Raw genomic sequence first — 18,888 nt, forward strand, 5'->3', positions numbered from 1 at the left:
AGGCCGATGCGGTTCCGGTCTCCGCAGATCCGCGACTCCACTTGCGCAACTGCCCGTGATCTATGGTGGTCCCATGGACGACAACGCCGTGACGCCGAAGCCGACGATGGCCCTCATCGCCGAGCGCGCGGCGACGAGCGTACCGACCGTGTCGAAGGTGCTCAACGGCGGGACGGACGTCTCGGAGGCGACCAGGATCCGCGTGATGGAGGCGGCGCACGAGCTCGGCTATCGTCGCCGACCGCGCCTGCGACCCCCGGTCGAGGATCCCCGCGCCGCCCAGATCGTCGACGTCGTCGTCGGGCACCTCAACGGCAGCTGGATCGGCCCGGTGCTCGCGGGCATCGAGCAGGAGGCGTCGGCCGCGGGAGTCGATCTCGTCCTCACCCGCTCGCGGCCCGACGGCGCATGGATCAGCCGGCTCCTCCGGCGCCCGTCGCTGGGCGCGATCGTCGTCCTGGTCGACGTCTCGGCGGCGCAGCTGCACCTGCTCACGACCGCCGAGCTTCCCGTCGTGGTCGTCGACCCGGGCACCAGGCCCCCCGCCGACGTGGCCAGCGTCGGGTCCACGAACTGGGACGGCGGACGGATGGCCGCGGAGCACCTCCTCGAGTTCGGGCATCGGCGGATCGGCCTGATCGGAGGCACCCGCTCGGCTCTGTACAGCAGCGCACGCATCGACGGCTTCACCACGGCCCTCCGCGAGGCGGGCGTCTCGATCCCGCGCGAGCGGCTCGCCTACTGCGACTGGAGCCGCGACAGCGCGCGGACCGCGGTCGGCGCGATGCTCGCCGCAGGTGCCGAGCGGCCGACCGCCGTCTTCGCGTGCTCCGACGTCATGGGCCTCGGCGCCTACGAGGCCGCGGACGACGCGGGTCTGCGGATCCCCGACGATCTGAGCGTCGTCGGCTTCGACGACGTCGAGGAGTCGGCCTGGGCCACGCCGCCGATGACGACCGTCCAGCAGCGCATCGGCGAGATGGGAGCCACGGCGTTCCGGATGCTGCACCAGGCCCACCGGTCGGCGACGCCGCTCGCGTCGGGCGCGACGGCCACGCGGATGGAGCTCGAGACCCGCCTGATCCGCCGCGCGTCGGTCGCCGCCGCGCCCTCGGTGGTGGGCGCCGTCTGATCCGCCGCCGGCCGACTCCGTCGCCCCCGGCGGATCGGGGCGATGCGCGCATCGGCCGTGGGCGCGGGTCGCCGTAGCATCGCGGCATGCCCGACGAGCCCCACCTGATCGAGACCACGGCCGCCGACCCCGAGGCCCTCGCCCTGTTCGCCTCCCAGGAGGCGGAGGTGATGCGGCGCTACGGCGGCGACGATCCGGGGCCCCGGCCCCACCCCGGGGCGCCGACGCTCCTCCTCCGTCTCGGCGACGCCGCGGTCGGCTGCGTGGCGCTCTCGGCGGACGGCTCGCTGGGCGAGATCAAGCGCATGTTCGTCGCCGAGTCGGCGCGCGGCAGGGGGCTCAGCCGGCTCCTGCTCGGCGGAGTGGAGGAGCTGGCCCGGCGGCGGGGCGTCGAGACGCTGCGGCTGGTGACCGGGACGGAGCAGCCCGAGGCGATGGCCCTCTACAGCAGCTCCGGGTACCTCCCGATCCCCGGCTTCGGATACTGGGGCGACGAGCCGGCCACCCGCTGCTTCGCCAAGCGGCTCGCGCCGGCGGTGATCGGCGAGCACGCGGAGTGAGCGTGCCGCAGGCGTCTTGTCGACGGACCTCGCCGGCGCTACCGTCGGCGCAGGCGACGACGCCGCACTCGATCGGAGGCACTCGTGGGCAGGCTCATCTACTCCATGATCACCTCGCTCGACGGCTACGCCCTCGACGCCGACGGTGGCTCCGACTTCATCGCGATCGACGACGAGTCGCACCGCTTCTTCGGTGATCAGCTCAGCAGCGTCGGCACGTTCCTCTACGGCCGCCGCATGTACGAGACGATGCTCTTCTGGGAGACGGCCAACCTCGACCCCGCGCACCCTCCGTTCATCGCCGAGTTCGCCCGGCAGTGGCAGGACGCCGACAAGATCGTCTACTCCACGACCCTCCAGGAGGTGTCGAGCGAGCGGACCCGCATCGAGCGGTCGTTCGACCCCGACGCCGTCCGTGCGCTGAAGGACGGGAGTGCGCAGGATCTCACCGTCGACGGCCCGACGCTCGCCGCGCAGGCCGTCCGCGCCGGGCTGGTCGACGAGTACCAGCCCGTCCTCGGCCCCGTGGTGGCGGGAGGCGGCACCCCGTTCTTCCCCGCCGGTGTCCACCTCGACCTGGAGCTCCTCGAGCAGCGCAGCTTCAGCGCGGGCGGTCTCTGGCTCCGTTACGTCCCGCGCAGGGAGGCGTCGAGCTAGACGCCCGATCCGGGAGGCGTCGTCTCGGCTCCGAACTCGAGGAGCTTCGCGAAGAGGTCCTCGATCAGCCAGCGGGTGTCGAACGCCTCGCAGACGCGGATCGAGTGCGGGCCGACGCCGGGCTCGAGGTCGCCGTTCGAGGAGAACCGCGGAGCCGGCCGGGAGCGCCAGCGGCCGCCCGCGGGATTCATCACGGCACCGATCGCCGGGCTATCGCCCAGGGAGCGGAAGTCGAGCGGCCCGTACGAGATGGTGTCGTTGAAGGCGATCAGCTGGTCGACGAGGTAGTCGGCGAGCGGGCTCGTGCCGCGGAGGCGGGTGCGCAGCTCGGCGTGGCCGACTCCGACCATCGAGTAGACGGGCATCGGGATCTGCCAGACGTCGACTCCCGAGGCCATCACCACGTCGGCTGCGGCCACGTCGTTGATGAGGTTGAACTCCGGCTGGTACGAGGGGATCTCGTCGTACGGAGGGCCGCCGACCCACACGACGACCACGTCGTGGGAGGCGATCGCCGGCTCCTCGAGCAGCGCCGAGGCCACATCGGTCAGCGGTCCCAGCACCGCGATCCAGAGGCGGCCCTCGTCGCGCAGCGCCTCCTCGACGATCAGGCGCGAGCCCTCGCTCGGCGAGGGCGTCCGCTCGTCGCTCAGAGCGACCGCCGAGCCGTCGGCGACCGGCGCGCCGGCGCCGACGAGAGCCACCAGCCGATCGATCTCCCGCCGCGACTGCTCCGCGCTGCCCTCGCGGCCGAAGTGCGCGGCGACCAGCCCCCTGATGTCGAGGGTCGCGCTCAGGAGCGCCTGCACGATCGCGAACTGGTCGTCGGCCTCGTTGGCCGCATCGGTGCTGACGATCAGCCGGTGCGGAGGCGGCGGCGTCACGCCGACTCCCGCTGCACCAGCGTGGTCGCCAGGATCGGCTGACGGTCGACGTCGCGCCCCTGGACGACGGCGAGGACCGTCTCGGCGGCGACCCGGCCCATCTCCTCGAGCGGCTGCCGGATCGTGGTGAGCGTCGGATCCGACGTCGTCGCCACCACGACGTCGTCGAAGCCGACGACCGAGATGTCGGCCGGGACGCGGCGGCCGGAGGCCTGCAGCACCCGGATGGCGCCGTTCGCCATCAGGTCGGAGGAGGCGAAGACGCCGTCGAGATCGGGGTGGCGCTGCAGGAGCCGCGCCATCGCGGCGGAGCCGCTCTCGAGGGTGAACTCGCCGTGCACGATAGGGCTGTGATCGATCCCGAGCTCGGTGAGCTCGTCCCGCCAGCCGCGGATGCGGTCGCGGGCGGGCTCCATGTCGTGCGGTCCGGCGATGATCCCGAGCCGGCGCCTCCCGGAGTCGGCCAGGGCGCGCGCGGCGAGCCTGCCGCCTCCGTAGTTGTCGGAGTCGATGACGATCGAGTCGTCGCTGAGGGCGACGCGAGGGCGCCCGACCCAGGCGATCGGCACGGGGGAGTCGGCCAGCGCCTGCGCGAGATGCGTGATCTCGTGCTGCAGGATGATGATCGCCCCGTCGACGGCGCGCGAGCGCAGGAACCGGGGGATCCGGTCTCCGTCGTCGTGGTCGGCCGGCAGGAGCACGGGCTGCACCTCGCCGGCGTAGAGGCCCTTCGCCGCACCCTTGAGCACCGAGGTGAAGAAGGTGCCGGTCAGGCTGTCCAGCTCGTTGAACGCGACGATGAGGGCGATGGCGCCCGCCCGCCCGCCGCGCAGCATCCGCGCGGCGCTGTTCGCCTCGTAGCCGAGCTGCTTCGCGGCGTGCTCGACCGCGGCCGACATCCGCACATCGACGTTCGTCCCGCCGGCGAGGACCCGTGCGGCTGTGGCGCGCGATACGCCCGCCGCCCGAGCGACATCCACGAGCGTGGGTCGAGTCATGCTGTCTTCCTTCTGCACGAGGAGTCGACGCTCGGTCTCAGCGAGACGCCCGTGACGGGCTCTCAGGACCTCGATCTCCAGGCTCCCCCGGGGAGGTCCCCCCGTGGGTCGATCGCGTTCGGTTTGCGAAACTTCTCTCGAATACTAGGGGAGATCGATATCTCACGGTGAGGTCTCGACTCCGGAATCGCTCTTGCATGCGGCGGGAGGGGCGGCTACGGTGGCGGCCAAGAGATCGTTCTCTTGACCGAGGCCCCGAGCTCCGGAACCCCCAGCGAGTCCCCCAACGAAGAGGAACCGTCGTGACACGAAGCGTGCAGCCACAGTCACCAGCCGCGACCGCTCTCCCGGAGGATCCGCTCCGAGCGACAGCAGAGGCCCGGTCCTGATCCGTCGTCTCTGATCGAGCAGCTCCGACCGGGCCGCTCCGATACCCTCCCCCGGAGCATCCGCTCCTGACGCACCCGCCGATCCGTCGGCTCCCTCGAACCGGTGGCACCGCCACCGCCGCACCAGCACCTCACATCCCCTCGAGGCTGAGTGGGACTTCACATCCGATACACCAAGGAGACATTGCAGTGACGCAAACCACCATCTTCCAGTCGGCCTTCTCCCGCCGCGGATTTATCTCGGTCGCCGGCGGCACGCTCGCCGTCGCGACCCTCGCCGCGTGCTCGAGCGGTGGCGGCTCCTCCGACGACCCCAACGCCGAGGTCGCGTTCTGGTCGTTCACCGGCATCAACGCGAAGGACAACGTCACCGAGTACCTCGCGAAGATGCCCGACGCGAAGGTCAAGCTGACCGAGGTCGGCAGCACCGTCGAGACGGCCACCGCCCTCACAGCGGCGCTCGCCGGCGGCAAGGTCCCCGACCTCGTCATGATCCAGAACGACGACCTCCCCCAGTTCGTCGCCAACCCCGGCAACTTCCTCGACCTCCGCACTCTCGGCGGCGACGACGTGGCCAGCGCCTATCTCGACTGGGCCGCGTCCGCCGCCACCGCCGAGGACGGCTCGGTCATCGCGATCCCGACCGACGTCGGCGGACTCGGCTTCGCCTACCGCGCCGACCTCTTCGAGCAGGCCGGTCTGCCGACCGATCCCGCCGAGGTCGCCGCGATGTGGAGCGACTGGCCGGCCTTCATCGCGATGGGCGAGAAGTACACGGCCGCGACCGGCAAGCCGTTCGTCGACAACATCGAGACCAGCGTCTTCTTCTCGACCGTGAACCAGGTCTCCGAGAAGTACTACTCGCCCGACGGCGAGGTCGTCTACGACTCCAACCCGCAGGTCGAGGAGGCCTTCAAGGTCGCCGTCGACACCTACGACGCCGGGATCAGCGCCGGTATCGCCGCGTGGTCGTCGGGCTGGGCTCCCGGCCGCGCCAACGGCGCCTTCGCCGTGACGATCGCACCGTCGTGGATCCTCTCGGGCATCAAGACCGACGCCCCCGACACCGCCGGCAACTGGCGTGTCGCGAGCGTCCCCGGAGTCGGCGGCAACTGGGGCGGCAGCGTCATCGCCATCCCCGCCCGCGCCGCGAACCCCGAGGCCGCGTGGCAGTACATCAAGACGATGATGTCGGCCGAGGGCCAGACGGATCACTTCGAGTCGTCGGGCACCTTCCCCGCCGCCAAGGAGGCCGTCAGCAGCGACGCCGTCCGCGCCTACACCGACCCCTTCTTCGGAGACTCGAAGATCGGCGAGGTCATGGCCACCTCGGTCGAGCAGTTCCCGTCCTTCTACAACGGGCCGGACACGACCGCCATCAACGGCGCGCTGCTCAACACGCTCGTCGAGCTCGAGTCGGGCAACGTCTCGTCGGGCGAGGCCTGGACGACCGCTCTCGCCACGGCCAAGGAGGCCATCGGAGGCTGATCGCCCCACCCACCCGAGTGGCCCGGCGCGACCAGCGCCGGGCCACCTCTTCGACGGAGGTTCCTCACGTGTCAACGGCGACAGCCACACTTCCCCCCAAGCAGCGCAAGCAGCCCAAGGCCCCGGTCCAGAAAGCCCTGCGGATCCGCAACTCCCTCTCGGAGCGGATCGCCCCCTACGCGTACATCGCGCCCTTCTTCCTGATCTTCATCGTCTTCGGGCTGTTCCCCCTCCTCTTCACGTTCTACGTGTCGCTGTTCGACTGGAACCCCATCGGCGAGCAGGTGTTCGTCGGCTTCAAGAACTTCGAGATGCTGTTCGCGGACGGCCGGTTCTGGAACGCCCTGCTGAACACCTTCGGCATCTTCCTGATCTCGACGATCCCGCAGCTGCTGTTCGCTCTCTTCCTCGCGCACCTGCTCAACCACGCGCGGCTGCGCTGGGCGAACTTCTTCCGCATGGCGCTCCTGGTGCCCTACATCACCTCCGTCGCCGCGACCGCGATCGTCTTCGCGCAGATCTTCGACAAGAACTTTGGGCTCATCAACTGGGTGCTCGGGATCTTCGGACTGCCGTCGGTCAACTTCCTCGCGACCAACTACGGCTCGTGGATCCTCATCTCGGCGATGGTCTTCTGGCGCTGGTTCGGCTACAACACGCTGCTCTACCTGGCGGGCCTGCAGTCGCTGCCGCGCGAGATGTTCGAGGCCGCCTCGGTCGACGGCGCCTCGAGCTGGCAGCAGTTCCGGCACCTGACGATCCCGGCGCTGCGCCCGATCATCGTCTTCACCGTGATCATGTCGACCATCGGCGGGCTGCAGATCTTCACGGAGCCGCTGCTCGCCTCTCCTGAATCGGGCCTCACCTGCGGTGCGGGCCGGCAGTGCCAGACGCTGGCGCTGTTCCTCTACGAGCAGGGCTTCAGCCAGTTCAAGTTCGGCTACGGATCCGCGATCGGCGTCGTGCTGTTCGTGATCGTCGTCGTCGTGTCGCTGCTCAACTTCTACCTCTCCACGCGCACCCGGAAGGCGGCCGTCTGATGTCCGATGTGATCGATCAGGCCGCTCCGCAGGCCCTCGCCCCGACGATGAAGACCTCGGCGCTGCCCAAGCGCCGCGGCAAGCCCGGTGGAGTCGGCTGGCCGTCCTACGTGTTCCTCGGCCTCGCCGTCCTGGTGTCGGTGTTCCCGCTCTACTACATGTTCGTCGTCGCCTCCGTGGGTGCCACGGCCGTCACGTCGATCCCGCCGCGCCTGTATCCCGGCACGAACTTCCTGGCCGTCGCCGAGAAGGTCTTCGACACCGTGCCGTTCATCGCCTCGCTCGTGAACAGCGCGTTCGTCTCGCTCACCGTCGCGGTGATCTCGGCGATCCTCTGCGCGATGGCGGGCTTCGCGTTCGCCAAGCTGCAGTTCCCCGGCCGCAACCTGCTGTTCCTCATCGTCCTGCTGACGATGACCGTCCCCGCTCAGCTCAGCGTGATCCCGCAGTACCTGATCGTGTCGTGGCTCGGCTGGGTCGACACGCTGCAGGCGATCATCGTCCCCGGGCTCGCGAGCGCGTTCGGCATCTTCTGGATGCGGCAGCACATGTCGACGACCGTGAGCGACGAGCTCATCCAGGCCGCCCGCATCGACGGCGCGAACTCGTGGCAGCTGTTCTGGCGCATCGCGTTCCCGGTCGTCCGGCCGGCCGCGTTCGTGCTCGGACTGATCACGTTCACCGCCGTGTGGAACGACTTCATGTGGCCGTTCATCGTGCTCAAGTCGCCCGAGCTCTTCACCGTGCAGATCGCGCTGAAGCAGCTCCAGGCGAACCGCTCGATCGATGTCGCCCTGGCGATGGGCGGCTCGTTCATGGCCACCCTGCCGCTGCTGATCGCGTTCTTCTTCGTCGGTCGGCGGATGGTGTCGGGGATCATGGACGGGGCGTTCAAGGGCTGATGCTCCACGACGCCCCCACCGCGCTGCCCGAGACCGGCCCGATCGGTCTCGGGTGGCGGGACACCTCCCTGCCCCCCGCCGAGCGGGCCCGCCTCCTCACCGCGGAGCTGACCCTGGAGGAGAAGGCGGCGCAGCTCGGATCGATCTGGCTCACCGAGTCGGCCGACGACTTCGCGCCCCGACTCGAAGGCGGACCCGAGACGGCCGCCGATCCGTTCGAGGGCGGCCTCGGCCAGCTCACCCGGGTCTTCGGCACCGAGCCGGTCACGGTCGCGGAGGGGGTCCGCCGCCTGCGCGAGCTGCAGGAGCGGGTCGTCGACTCGAACCGGCTCGGGATCCCGGCCATCGCCCACGAGGAGTGCCTCACGGGGCTCGCCGCCTTCGGGGCGACGGCGTTCCCGACGCCGCTCGCCTGGGCGGCGACGTTCGACGAGGACCTCGTCGGCGAGATGGCGGGGGCGATCGGCTCCGACATGCGCGCCCTCGGCATCCACCAGGGGCTCGCCCCGGTCGTCGATGTCGTGAAGGACTACCGCTGGGGCCGCGTCGAGGAGACCCTCGGCGAGGATCCGTACCTCGTCTCGCAGCTCGGAGCCGCCTACGTCGCGGGCCTCGAGAGCGCGGGCATCATCGCGACGCTGAAGCACTTCGCCGGCTACGCGGCGTCGCGCGGCGCCCGCAACCACGCCCCCGTCAGCATGGGCGCCCGCGAGTTCGCCGACACCGTTCTGCCTCCGTTCGAGGCGGCCCTCCGGCACGGAGGCGCCCGCAGCGTCATGACGTCGTACACCGACATCGACGGCGTGCCGAGCAGCTCCAACCGGCACCTGCTGACGGGCATCCTCCGCGAGAAGTGGGGCTTCGAGGGCACCGTGGTCGCCGACTACTGGGCCGTCCCGTTCCTCCACGCGATGCACCACGTGGCGGTCGACGCCGCCGACGCCGGGCGGCTCGCGCTGGGTGCGGGGCTCGACGTCGAGCTGCCGACGACCGCCGCCTACGGCGAGCTGCCCCGGCTGATCCGCGAGGGAGTCGTCGACGAGCGCGACCTCGACCGCTCGGTCCGGCGCCACCTCCGGCACAAGTTCGAGGCGGGGCTGTTCGACGGCGCGCCCCTCGTCCCGGCCGACGCCGAGAGCGTCGACCTCGACAGCGCGCGCAATCGCGGGCTGTCGCTGCAGCTCGCCGAGGAGTCGGTGGTGCTGCTGCGCGACGACGACGCCCTCGCGCGGCTCGCCTCCGGGACCGTCGCCGTCGTCGGGCCCGCGGCCGACCAGTTCCGCAGCCTCATCGGCTGCTACGCGTTCCCGAACCACGTGCTCTCGAAGCACCCCGGGCACGCGCTCGGCATCGAGATCCCGACCCTGCTCACCGCGCTCCGCAAGGAGCTCGGTGCCGACCGGATCCGCTTCGAGACGGGCGGCGCGATCACCTCCGACGACGCCTCCGGCCTCCCGGCCGCCGTCGACGCGGTCCGCGCGAGCGACACCGCGGTCGTGGTGGTCGGCGACATCGCCGGCCTCTTCGGCGACGGCACCTCGGGCGAGGGCTGCGACGCGGCCGACCTGCGCCTGCCCGGCTCGCAGGACGCCCTGGTCGGGGCCGTCATCGAGACCGGGGTGCCGACCGTCGTGGTCGTGCTGTCCGGCCGCCCCTACGCCCTCGGCGACTACGCCGGCGCCCGCGGCATCGTGCAGGCGTTCTTCCCCGGAGCCGACGGGGCCGCGGCGGTCGCCGGCGTGCTCTCGGGGCGGGTCGCGCCGACCGGACGGCTGCCCGTGCAGATCCCGCGTCACCCGGCCGCGTCGACCACCTACCTCCAGCCGGCGCTCGGGCGCTCGAACCCCGGGATCACGGCGCTCGACAACACCCCGCTGTTCCCGTTCGGGTTCGGGCTGAACCGCGGCGCGGTCGTCTACGAGGCGCTCGCCGCGCCTGCGGCGCTCGGCACCGACGGCTCGCTCGACGCGGCGGTGACGATCCGCAACGACGGGGAGTCGACCGTCGAGATCGTCCAGCTCTACGCGGCGTTCCCGACTGCGCCGGTCGTGCGCCCGGTGGTGCAGCTGCTCGGCTACGCCCGCGTGCCGATCGCTGCCGGCGAGAGGCTCGCGGTCCACTTCCACGTGGACGCGGCTCGCCTCGCCGTCACCGGCGAGGACGGGACGCTCGGGGTGGATCCCGGCCCGCTGCGCCTGATCGCCGGCCCGTCGGCCGCCGACGCCGCGGCCACGGCCGACGTCGCGATCACGGGGGAGCGCCGCGTGCTCGGGGAGCGCGCCCTGCGCACTCCCTGGTCGGTCGCCTCCGCCTGACACCCCCGGAGTCGGGTTCCGCAAGGCCCCTCCGACCGAGTCGGCGCTGACATAGCGTGGCTCTGCAGATCCCTCGGCGCGACGGCGCGCGAGGACCACCCCTCGAGGAGAGACATGCCCGCACTGACCGACACCTTCACCCTGTCCAACGGAGTCACGATCCCGAAGATCGGCTTCGGCACCTGGCAGATCCCGGACGGGCCGGAGGCCTACGACGCGGTGACCGAGGCGCTCCGGGTCGGCTACCGCCACCTCGACACCGCCCGCGGCTACGGCAACGAGGCCAGCGTCGCACGCGCCCTCCGCGACAGCGGCGTTCCCCGCGACGAGGTCTTCATCACGACCAAGCTCCCCGCCGAGGTCAAGGACTACGAGGGCGCGAAGGCCAGCTTCGAGACGACGATGGCCGCGCTCGAGCTCGACTACGTCGACCTGTACCTGATCCACGCGCCGTGGCCCTGGTCGGACATGGGATCGGACCACCGCGACGGCAACATCGCGGCGTGGACGGCGATGCAGGAGATCTACGAGGCGAAGCGCTCGCGCGCGATCGGCGTCTCGAACTTCTCGGTGCCCGACCTCGAGTCGCTGATCGCCGCGACCGACGTCGTGCCGCACGCGAACCAGATCCGCTGGTTCGTCGGCAACACCCAGGACGAGACGACGGCCTACTGCCGTGAGGCCGGGATACTCGTCGAGGGCTACTCGCCGCTCGCGACCGGCGGGCTGCTCGACAACTCCGACATCGCGGGGATCGCCGCCGGCTACGGCAAGTCGGTCGCGCAGCTGTGCATCCGCTACCTGCTCGAGAAGGACGTGCTGCCGCTGCCGAAGTCGACGACGCCCTCGCGCATCGCCGAGAACGCCGACGTCGACTTCACGATCTCGCCCGAGGACCTGGCGGCCCTCGACGCCCTCGTCGACACCGAGGCCTGACCCGGCGGCTCCACTGCTCCGAGAACGCAAGAGTTGTCGTACTCGGTGGCCGAGTACGACAACTTCTGGATTGCGGCCCGCCGTCGAGGCGCGGGCACGGCGGCGAGTGTGCAGGAGTTGTCGTACTCGGTGGTCGAGTACGACAACTCCTGCGTTCTCGGCGGAGGGGGCGGGCTCGCGGGACGGGGTGCGGTCAGGCGTCGAAGCGCACCAGGCGCACGCCGTGCGGCTCGACCTCCAGGGGCACGGCGCCGTCGATCACGTCGAGGCGCGCGCCGCTCCAGACGTCGACCGGGGTGCCGGTGACGCCGAGGTCGGCGAGGTGCGCCCTCAGCGTGGTCCCGGCAGCGCCCAGCCAGAACACAGCGCGCCACTCGACGGGGCCCTGCGACGCGGCCCAGACGACGAGGTCGCCGTCGCGCACGATCTCGCGGCTCGAGTCGCTGCTGAGCAGCGCGAGCACGTCGTCGTTCGTGAGCAGCTCGAGGGTGTCGGCCGGAGTGTCGGGCAGATGCCCGCCCATCATCAGCGGTGAGCGCATGATGCACCAGAGCGTCACCAGGGTGCGCTGCTCGGCAGGCGTGAACCGCGAGAGCCGGTCCTCGCCGACGTGGGCGCGGATCCCGATGCGGCCCAGCGGCAGCATGTCGGCGTCGGCCCACGCGCCCAGGCGCTGGTGCGGAGCCCAGCGCGCCGCGCGCTGGAACTGCTCGTGGAGCGCGGACCAGTCGTCCCAGAAGTCGTCCGAGATCCGCCACAGCTGCGCGTTCTGCCGCAGCACGTCGAGGTTCTCGAGCGAGAGCTGCTTGCCCGGCGAGAGGCTCAGGGTCATCGGCCGCCCGGAGGCGTCGACGGCTCGCGATATCGCGGCGATCTCGTCGGCCTGGATCGGCGGGTAGAGCACGTCGTCGAGCTTGACGAAGTCGACCCCCCACGACGCCAGCTGCGCGAGCACCGAGTCGTAGTACTCCTGAGCCCCGGGTGCGGTCATGTCGACGCCGAAGTTGTCGGGGTTCCACGGGCAGACGTTCGAGCGGTCGGCGATGTCGGCGCAGGTCGCGGTCGAGCCGAGGATCGGGAGGCGCTCCTCGGCCGCGCGCCGCGGCACGCCCCGCATCAGGTGCACCCCGAAGCGGAGCCCGAGGGCGTGCACCCGCGCTGCCAGCGCCGTGAACCCGCCCTCTCTCGCGGAGGGGAAGCGGCCGACGGCGGGCTGGGGCCGCCCCCAGTCGTCGAGGACGGGTGCCGACACCTCCCGGTAGTCGGCCGTTCCCGGGTCGGGCTCGTACCACTGGATGTCGACGACGACCGTGTCCCAGCCGTGCGGGAGCAGGTGCTCGGCCAGGAACTCGGCGTTCGCCACGACCTCGGCCTCGGTGACGGAGGCGCCGAAGCAGTCCCAGCTGTTCCAGCCCATCGGCGGGCGGAGGGCGGCGCGGACGCGCTCGGCCCTCACTCCGGGGCTCCCGGGCGCTCGGCGCGGACGACGAGAGAGGCGATCGACCACGCGGGCACCTCGACCCGCAGAGCATCGACGCCCCGCAGCTCCGATGCCACCCGGCGCAGCGGCGACGGCTCGAAGGCCGCGCCCGCGAGGGGATCGCCTCCCTCGAGCACGACCGCGCCGGCGACCACCGCGCCCGCGAACCCCGAGACGTGCGCGGCGACCGCGGCGCCGCCTCCGTTGACGATCGTGACCACGGTCTCCTCCTCGTCGCCCGTTCCGCGGGCGGTGGCTCCCACGGCCACCTCGGGGCTCGGGCGCCGGTCGTCGACGTGATCGTGCACGACGACTCCGTCGTGCCGGACGACGAGGCGGGAGCCGTCGCGCGAGATCTCGACGCGCCGGGGCACGCCGGTCTGCACCCCCTCGAAGATGTACGGGCCGTCGATCTCGTCGCCGAATCCGTCGTCGCGGCGCGACAGGATGAGCGAGCGGTTGCGCCAGCTGCCCGCGATCACCTCGTGGGTCGTGCCGGAGGCGGGATCGCCGAGGACGACGTCGAAGCCCTCGACGCCCGCGAGGCGGGTGGCCGTGAAGGCGAGGTCGCGGGTGTCGGCCGGGATCGCGAGGTGCGCCTCCGGATGCTCGCCGTCGACGACGACGTCGGGCAGTGCGACGCCGTCGGCGACGATGCCGGTGAAGGCCGTGCGCGAGCCGGGGGAGGCGAGACGCGCCGGCCCGAGGCGGGGCTCGGGCTGCTCGCGCACCGGCACTCCGGAGAGACCCACCGGCAGCACCCGCTCGCCGCGGTTCGCCGAGAACAGCGCGTGCACGTCGTACGCCGCCGAGCCGAGCACGGCGTCGTCGGTGAAGTAGATCAGGTCGGGCGTCCACTGCGAGTCGCCGATGCGGGCGAGCAGCGGAGCGTACGACGCCATGCGCACCACGTCGGAGTTGCGCTCGAGGCCGACCATGTAGGCCGCCTCGGCCGTCGCCGAGCGCACGGTCGACCCGCGCGCCGCCCACTCGCCGAGGTAGACGGCGGGGCCGCCGCGCTCGTAGGAGTCGTAGCGCTCGTGGTTCTGCCAGTGCCAGCGCGGCGAGCGGTAGCCGTGCTCGTCGACGACGTCGAGCTCGAGCCGCCGTGCGACCTCCCAGCCGGCCTCGAAGTCGCGACCGAACGGCCACGGACCGGCGGTGCCGATCAGCGCGACGTCGGGGTGCGCCTCCTTCAGGGCGGCGGCGATCTGCTCGAAGCGCTCGGTGAACTGCGCGTCGACCGTGTCCTCGTTGCCGACGCCGAGCATCCGCAGGCCGAACGGCTCGGGGTGGCCCGCCGCCGCGCGCACGCCGCCCCAGCGGGAGTCGGCGTCGCCGTTCGCGTACTCGACGAGGTCGAGCACGTCCTGCACGTACTGCGGCATGCGCCCGATCGGGATCGCCTGCGCGCCTCCCGGCGTGTTCTGGCAGCTGACCCCGGCCGCGACGATCGGCATCGGAGTCGCCCCGAGCCTCTCGCAGAGCAGGAAGTACTCGTGGTAGCCGATCGCCATCGACTGGTGGTAGCCCCAGGTGTTCGGCAGCGGGCGGCGCTGATCGCGCGGGCCGACCGTCGTCTTCCAGTGGTACATGTTGTCGAGCCCGAACCCGTGCACGAGGCAGCCGCCGGGGAAGCGGACGAACGCCGGGTGCAGGGCCCGCAGCGCCTCGACGAGATCGGGACGGAAGAGCACCGGCTCGCCGCTGTCGTCGAGGGGGCGGAGCTCGACGAGGTCGACGTCGACTCCCGAGCCCTCGAGCACGAGCGACATGCGGTGCGCGGCCGGCGCCGCGAGATCGGTCTCGACGGCACTCCACTCGCCGGTGAGCGCGAGGTCGACCGGGGCGACGGAGCCGTCGAGGGCGCGCAGGCCTGCTCGGAGGCGGGCGCCGGGTCCTGCGGCCCTCGCCCGCAACCGCAGGCGCAGCGTCGCGGTCGGCACGGGCATCCCGTCGTCGTTGTAGCCGCCGTTGACGAGCGTCGCGTCGTGCAGGCGCACGTGCGTGGCGTTGGCCGAGCTCACGGGGTCGGCGCTGCGGACCCGGACGTCGCCGGACTCGACCGACCACGCGGTGAGCGGGCCCCAGCCGGGGCGGTCGGCGGGCCCGGCCTCGAAGTCGCCGTTCTTCACGAGGTCGGCGTTCAGCCCGCCGTCGAGGGCGAAGTTGATGTCCTCGAGGAAGAGCCCCCAGAGGTCGGGGCTGACCTCGCGGCCGGTCGGGGAGCCGACGACGACGCCGACGTCGATCGTGCTCACGACGTCGACCGTGCTCGCATCGTCCGTGCTCACGCGAGCTCCAGTGAGAGGGTCGCGAACGAGTGCGGCGGGAGCGTCACGCGCAGCCCCGTCGCCGTCGTCTCGAAGCCGTCGAACGCGACGGGGCTCACGGCGTCCGCGTCGCCCGGGCGGTTGTGCGCGTCGGGCCGGTCGGCGGTGAGGAGGCGACCGGTCGCGCCGGCCACCGATCCGCCGCGGAAGTCGAGGTCGATCTCGAGCGGCGCGTCGAGGTCGACGTTGGTGAGCGAGACGAGGACGCGGCCGTCCCTGGTGCTCGCGGAGGCGGAGGCGACCGGGATCTCGCGGCCGTCGACGGTGTGCGTCGGGCCGACGACCGTGGTCGGCAGGACCGTCGCCTCGTGGTGCCCCTTGTTCATCTCGAAGACGTGGTAGGTGGGGGTGCGCACCATCTCGCCTCCGTCGGGGTCGGTCAGCAGCATCGCCTGCAGCACGTTCACCGTCTGCGCGATGTTCGCCATCGTCAGCCGGTCGGCGAAGGAGTGGAACACGTCGAAGTGCCAGGCCGCGACCATCGCGTCGCGGACGGTGTTCTGCTGGAAGAGGAAGCCGGGGTGCGTGCCGGGCTCGACGTCCCACCACGTGCCCCACTCGTCGAGCACCATCCCGTAGGTCTTCGCGGGGTCGTAGACGTCCATCACCGCGGCGTGCGAGCGCAGGAGCTCCTCGATGCCCTGCGCCGCGACGATGGTGCTCCAGTAGGTGTCGGCGTCGAAGTCGGTGGCGCTGCCCTTCGCCGACCAGCTTCCGCCGATCGTGTAGTAGTGCACCGAGACCGCCTCCCACGGGACGGAGGAGAAGGGGTGCGCCCCGATCTCGGGGATGACCTGCATGAGCGTCTCGGTCCAGGCGGTGTCGGCTCCATCGGCGCCCGCGGCGATGCGGTGCAGCGGAGTGTCGTTGCCGCTCTGGCAGAACGTGCCGAACTGCCGCGCGAGGTCGGCGTAGGCGCCGGCGCGCATGTTGCCGCCGCAGCCCCAGGTCTCGTTGCCGAGGCCCCAGTAGCGCACGGTCCACGGCTCCTCGCGGCCGTTCGCGCGGCGGAGGTCGGCCATCGGGCTCTTCCCCGCACCGGTGAGGTACTCGACCCAGTCGGCCATCTCCTGCACCGTGCCCGAGCCGATGTTGCCCGAGATGTAGGCGTCGGCGCCGAGCAGCTCGCAGAGCGCCATGAACTCGTGCGTGCCGAAGGAGTTGTCCTCGGCCACCCCGCCCCAGAGCGTGTTGATCAGGCCCGGTCGCTCCTCGCGCGGACCGATGCCGTTGGTCCAGTGGTAGCGGTCGGCGAAGCAGCCGCCCGGCCAGCGCAGGTTCGGGATGTCGAGCGCCTTGAGCGCCTCGACCACGTCGAGGCGGATGCCTCCGACGTTCGGCACCGGCGAGCCCTCGCCGACCCAGAAGCCGTCGTAGATGCAGCGCCCCAGGTGCTCGGCGAAGTGCCCGTAGAGGTGCTTGCTGATGGTCGCGCCCGGTCGGTCGAGATCGACGGTGATGGTGGTGTTCACGAAGGACTCCGTTGTGATCGTGGTCGAGGTGGCGGGGCCGGGTCGTGCGCTCAGGCGTCGACGCGGACGAGACGCAGCACGAGCACCCTGTCGGGATGGAAGGTGGGGAGGTCGAGGCCCGCCTCGCGCAGGAGGCTCCCCGAGTACGAGGGCGCGTCGGCGTCGCTGTCGAGCGCGACGGTCGCCTCCAGCCAGTGCGGGCTCAGCCAGCCGGGGCCGAGCGACTCCGGCCGCGCCGCCTCGACGCGGTACCGCGCCTCGGGCAGCAGACCGGGCAGCCGGAGGCGGCGCCGCGAGTCCGCGGACAGAGCGGGCGTCATCACCGTGTAGAGCGCCTCCGAGCCGTCGACGGCGACGACGCCCCGGAGCGAGGGCGCGTCGGGGTCGAAGTCGCCGTCGCCGACGACGCGCCCGGTGGCGAGCAGCCCGCGGTGCTCCTTGAACGAGGCGATCCAGGAGGCGAGGACGCCGGCCTCGTTGTCGGTGAGCTCGCGGATGTCCCACTCGATGCCGAAGTGGCCGAGGAACGCGACGGCGCAGCGCGTGTGCAGGTCGCTGGTGCGGCCGGTGACCGAGGACACCGTCGAGGCGACGTGGGAGCCGAGCATCTCGGGCGGGACGAGGAGCCCCGTCCAGCGGAGCATCCTCGAGCGGTCGAGCGGATCCTGGTTGTCGGAGGTGTGCACCCGGTCGGTGCGCTCGAGGATCCCGAGGTCGACACGTCCGCCGCCCGAGGCGCAGCTCTCGATCTCGAGCTCGGGGTGCCGCGCGCGCAGCTCGTCGAGCAGGCGGTAGAGGGCGAGCGTCTGCTCGTGCACGGCTGCGGTGCCGGTCGCCGGGTGGCCGGCGTCGATCAGATCGCGGTTGTGGTCCCACTTGAGGTAGGCGACGTCGAGGTCGGTGACGAGGCCGTCGAGGGTGCCGAGGATGTGCGCGTACGCGTCGGGGTTGGTGAGGTCGAGGACCTGCTGGAAGCGGAACCGCGGAGGCAGCTCGGCTCGGGCGCGGAGGATCCAGTCGGGGTGCGCGCGGGCGAGATCCGAGTCCTCGTTGATCATCTCGGGCTCGACCCAGAGGCCGAACTCCATGCCCAGGCCGCGGACGTGCTCGGCGAGAGGGCCGAGGCCGTCGGGCCACGAGGAGGGGTCGGGGGTCCAGTCGCCCAGGCCCGCCCGGTCGTCGTCGCGGCCGAGGAACCAGCCGTCGTCGAGGACGTACCGCTCGACGCCGAGAGCGGCGGCGCGGGTGGCGAGCTCGGCGAGGGTGGCGAAGTCCTGATCGAAGTAGACCGCCTCCCAGACGTTCAGGGTGACGGGGCGCGGGCGCCGCGACGAGCGCGATCGAGCCCGGAGGAAGGCGTGGTAGCGGGCGGCGGCGGCGTCGAGGCCCTCGCCGAACGAGCCGTACACCCACGGCGACGTGTAGCTCTCGCCCGAGGCGAGGCGGACCTCGCCAGGCAGGAGCAGCTCGCCGCCGCGGAACGCGAGGTGGCCGTCGGTGCGCTCGACCGCGTGCTCGTGGTCGCCTCCGATGCCGACGTGGCAGACCCAGACCTGGCCGGCTGCCGCGTCGAAGCCCGGGGTGCCGACCGCGACGACCGTGGTCGCGTCGAGCCCCGTGCGGCCGCGACGGGAGGAGCGGGAGTGGGTGCCGACGGCGACCGGGTGCCGCTGGGGGATCTTCTCGGCGGCCCAGCGCCCCGAGAAGTCGAGGATCTCGCGCGCCGCCGTCGGTATGCGCAGCGCGGGATCCACCCCGACGATCTCCAGGTGGTCCGCGCCGTCGTTGCGGACGGTGACCCGGGTCCTGAGGAGACCCTGAGGCGAGAGATCGATCTCCAGGACGACCCCGATCCCCATCTCGTCGTCGCTCGCCTCGACGACCGCCGTGCCGCTCCCGTGCTGCACGACGCCGCCCTCGGCGAGGCTCCCGCCGTCGACCGTGACGGAGGCGACCACCGGCCGCGGCGACCACCCGGCACCCGCGCGGTGCACCCTGAGGCCCGGCAGACCGCTCCATCCGGAGGCGTGCTCGGGCAGGATCGAGGGCTCGTAGGGGACATCGGAGACGCCGTCGATCCCCGTGCGGACAGGCGTTCCGGCGAAGGCGCGGAGCTCGTCGTCGCTCGCGTCGATCCGCGGACCCCAGTGCGCGATCACCGGCACCGCCCCTCCCGTCTGGGTGAGGAGGACGGACACGTCATCAGCGACGAGGTGGATCACCCGCGGGAAGTGCATGCGTTCATTCATACCGTCGATCGAGACGTGAGTACAGTGAGAGATCGATCTCGATCAACGAAGAG

14 protein-coding genes are annotated in these 18,888 nt (G+C 71.7%); 8 read left to right on the forward strand and 6 right to left on the reverse strand.

Going from position 1 to position 18,888, the window contains the following annotated elements:
* The first annotated feature begins 73 nt into the window (after nucleotides 1-73).
* The 3 genes from B9Y99_RS10110 to B9Y99_RS10120 all read left to right on the forward strand — a co-directional run bounded on the left by B9Y99_RS10110 (nucleotide 74) and on the right by B9Y99_RS10120 (nucleotide 2,349).
* Nucleotides 74-1,132, forward strand: a complete 1,059-nt coding sequence (locus tag B9Y99_RS10110; protein ID WP_085476496.1) for a LacI family DNA-binding transcriptional regulator — start codon at nucleotides 74-76, stop codon at nucleotides 1,130-1,132.
* A gap of 86 nt (nucleotides 1,133-1,218) precedes the next feature.
* Complete coding sequence (locus tag B9Y99_RS10115) at nucleotides 1,219-1,692, forward strand: GNAT family N-acetyltransferase (protein ID WP_085476497.1); 474 nt, start codon at nucleotides 1,219-1,221, stop codon at nucleotides 1,690-1,692.
* An 84-nt stretch (nucleotides 1,693-1,776) separates the two neighbouring features.
* The gene (locus B9Y99_RS10120) at nucleotides 1,777-2,349 is read left to right on the forward strand and encodes a dihydrofolate reductase family protein (protein WP_085476498.1); all 573 of its coding nucleotides are present in this window, start codon (nucleotides 1,777-1,779) and stop codon (nucleotides 2,347-2,349) included.
* On the opposite strand, the gene B9Y99_RS10125 is transcribed toward B9Y99_RS10120, so the two are convergent.
* Together B9Y99_RS10125 and B9Y99_RS10130 are read right to left on the reverse strand one after the other, a co-directional pair.
* The gene (locus B9Y99_RS10125; RefSeq protein WP_085476499.1) at nucleotides 2,346-3,233 is read right to left on the reverse strand and encodes a nucleoside hydrolase; all 888 of its coding nucleotides are present in this window, start codon (nucleotides 3,231-3,233) and stop codon (nucleotides 2,346-2,348) included. The genes B9Y99_RS10120 and B9Y99_RS10125 overlap by 4 nt on opposite strands.
* Nucleotides 3,230-4,231, reverse strand: a complete 1,002-nt coding sequence (locus B9Y99_RS10130; protein ID WP_085476500.1) for a LacI family DNA-binding transcriptional regulator — start codon at nucleotides 4,229-4,231, stop codon at nucleotides 3,230-3,232. Before B9Y99_RS10130 ends, B9Y99_RS10125 begins: the two co-directional genes overlap by 4 nt.
* 578 nt (nucleotides 4,232-4,809) lie before the next feature.
* Here B9Y99_RS10130 and B9Y99_RS10135 point away from each other — a divergent pair.
* From B9Y99_RS10135 to B9Y99_RS10155, 5 genes are all read left to right on the forward strand, one after another.
* Nucleotides 4,810-6,108: an ABC transporter substrate-binding protein gene (locus B9Y99_RS10135; protein WP_208856926.1), complete on the forward strand. Its 1,299-nt coding sequence runs from the start codon at nucleotides 4,810-4,812 to the stop codon at nucleotides 6,106-6,108.
* A 68-nt stretch (nucleotides 6,109-6,176) separates the two neighbouring features.
* Entirely contained in the window at nucleotides 6,177-7,148 is a 972-nt protein-coding gene (locus B9Y99_RS10140) for a carbohydrate ABC transporter permease (RefSeq protein ID WP_085476502.1), read from the forward strand.
* Complete coding sequence (locus B9Y99_RS10145; protein ID WP_244274866.1) at nucleotides 7,148-8,050, forward strand: carbohydrate ABC transporter permease; 903 nt, start codon at nucleotides 7,148-7,150, stop codon at nucleotides 8,048-8,050. Before B9Y99_RS10140 ends, B9Y99_RS10145 begins: the two co-directional genes overlap by 1 nt.
* Nucleotides 8,050-10,365 (forward strand): beta-glucosidase, encoded by a 2,316-nt coding sequence (locus B9Y99_RS10150; protein WP_085476503.1) that lies wholly within the window; start codon nucleotides 8,050-8,052, stop codon nucleotides 10,363-10,365. Before B9Y99_RS10145 ends, B9Y99_RS10150 begins: the two co-directional genes overlap by 1 nt.
* Nucleotides 10,366-10,479: 114 nt before the next feature.
* Nucleotides 10,480-11,301 carry an aldo/keto reductase gene (locus B9Y99_RS10155; protein ID WP_085476504.1) on the forward strand — a complete coding sequence of 274 codons (822 nt, stop codon included), beginning with the start codon at nucleotides 10,480-10,482 and terminating at the stop codon, nucleotides 11,299-11,301.
* A gap of 193 nt (nucleotides 11,302-11,494) precedes the next feature.
* On the opposite strand, the gene B9Y99_RS10160 is transcribed toward B9Y99_RS10155, so the two are convergent.
* Genes B9Y99_RS10160 through B9Y99_RS10175 form a run of 4 tightly spaced genes read right to left on the reverse strand, consistent with a single transcriptional unit; the run spans nucleotide 11,495 to nucleotide 18,823 of the window.
* Complete coding sequence (locus B9Y99_RS10160) at nucleotides 11,495-12,757, reverse strand: glycoside hydrolase family 27 protein (protein ID WP_244274867.1); 1,263 nt, start codon at nucleotides 12,755-12,757, stop codon at nucleotides 11,495-11,497.
* Complete coding sequence (locus B9Y99_RS10165; RefSeq protein ID WP_085476505.1) at nucleotides 12,754-15,075, reverse strand: alpha-L-arabinofuranosidase C-terminal domain-containing protein; 2,322 nt, start codon at nucleotides 15,073-15,075, stop codon at nucleotides 12,754-12,756. The genes B9Y99_RS10160 and B9Y99_RS10165 overlap by 4 nt, the downstream gene beginning before the upstream one ends.
* Nucleotides 15,072-16,586, reverse strand: a complete 1,515-nt coding sequence (locus B9Y99_RS10170; RefSeq protein ID WP_085476506.1) for an alpha-N-arabinofuranosidase — start codon at nucleotides 16,584-16,586, stop codon at nucleotides 15,072-15,074. The genes B9Y99_RS10165 and B9Y99_RS10170 overlap by 4 nt, the downstream gene beginning before the upstream one ends.
* A gap of 50 nt (nucleotides 16,587-16,636) precedes the next feature.
* Complete coding sequence (locus B9Y99_RS10175) at nucleotides 16,637-18,823, reverse strand: alpha-galactosidase (protein WP_129588047.1); 2,187 nt, start codon at nucleotides 18,821-18,823, stop codon at nucleotides 16,637-16,639.
* Between the last annotated feature and the right edge of the window lie 65 nt (nucleotides 18,824-18,888).

The organism is Rathayibacter oskolensis (assembly GCF_900177245.1).
GTDB lineage: Bacteria > Actinomycetota > Actinomycetes > Actinomycetales > Microbacteriaceae > Rathayibacter > Rathayibacter oskolensis.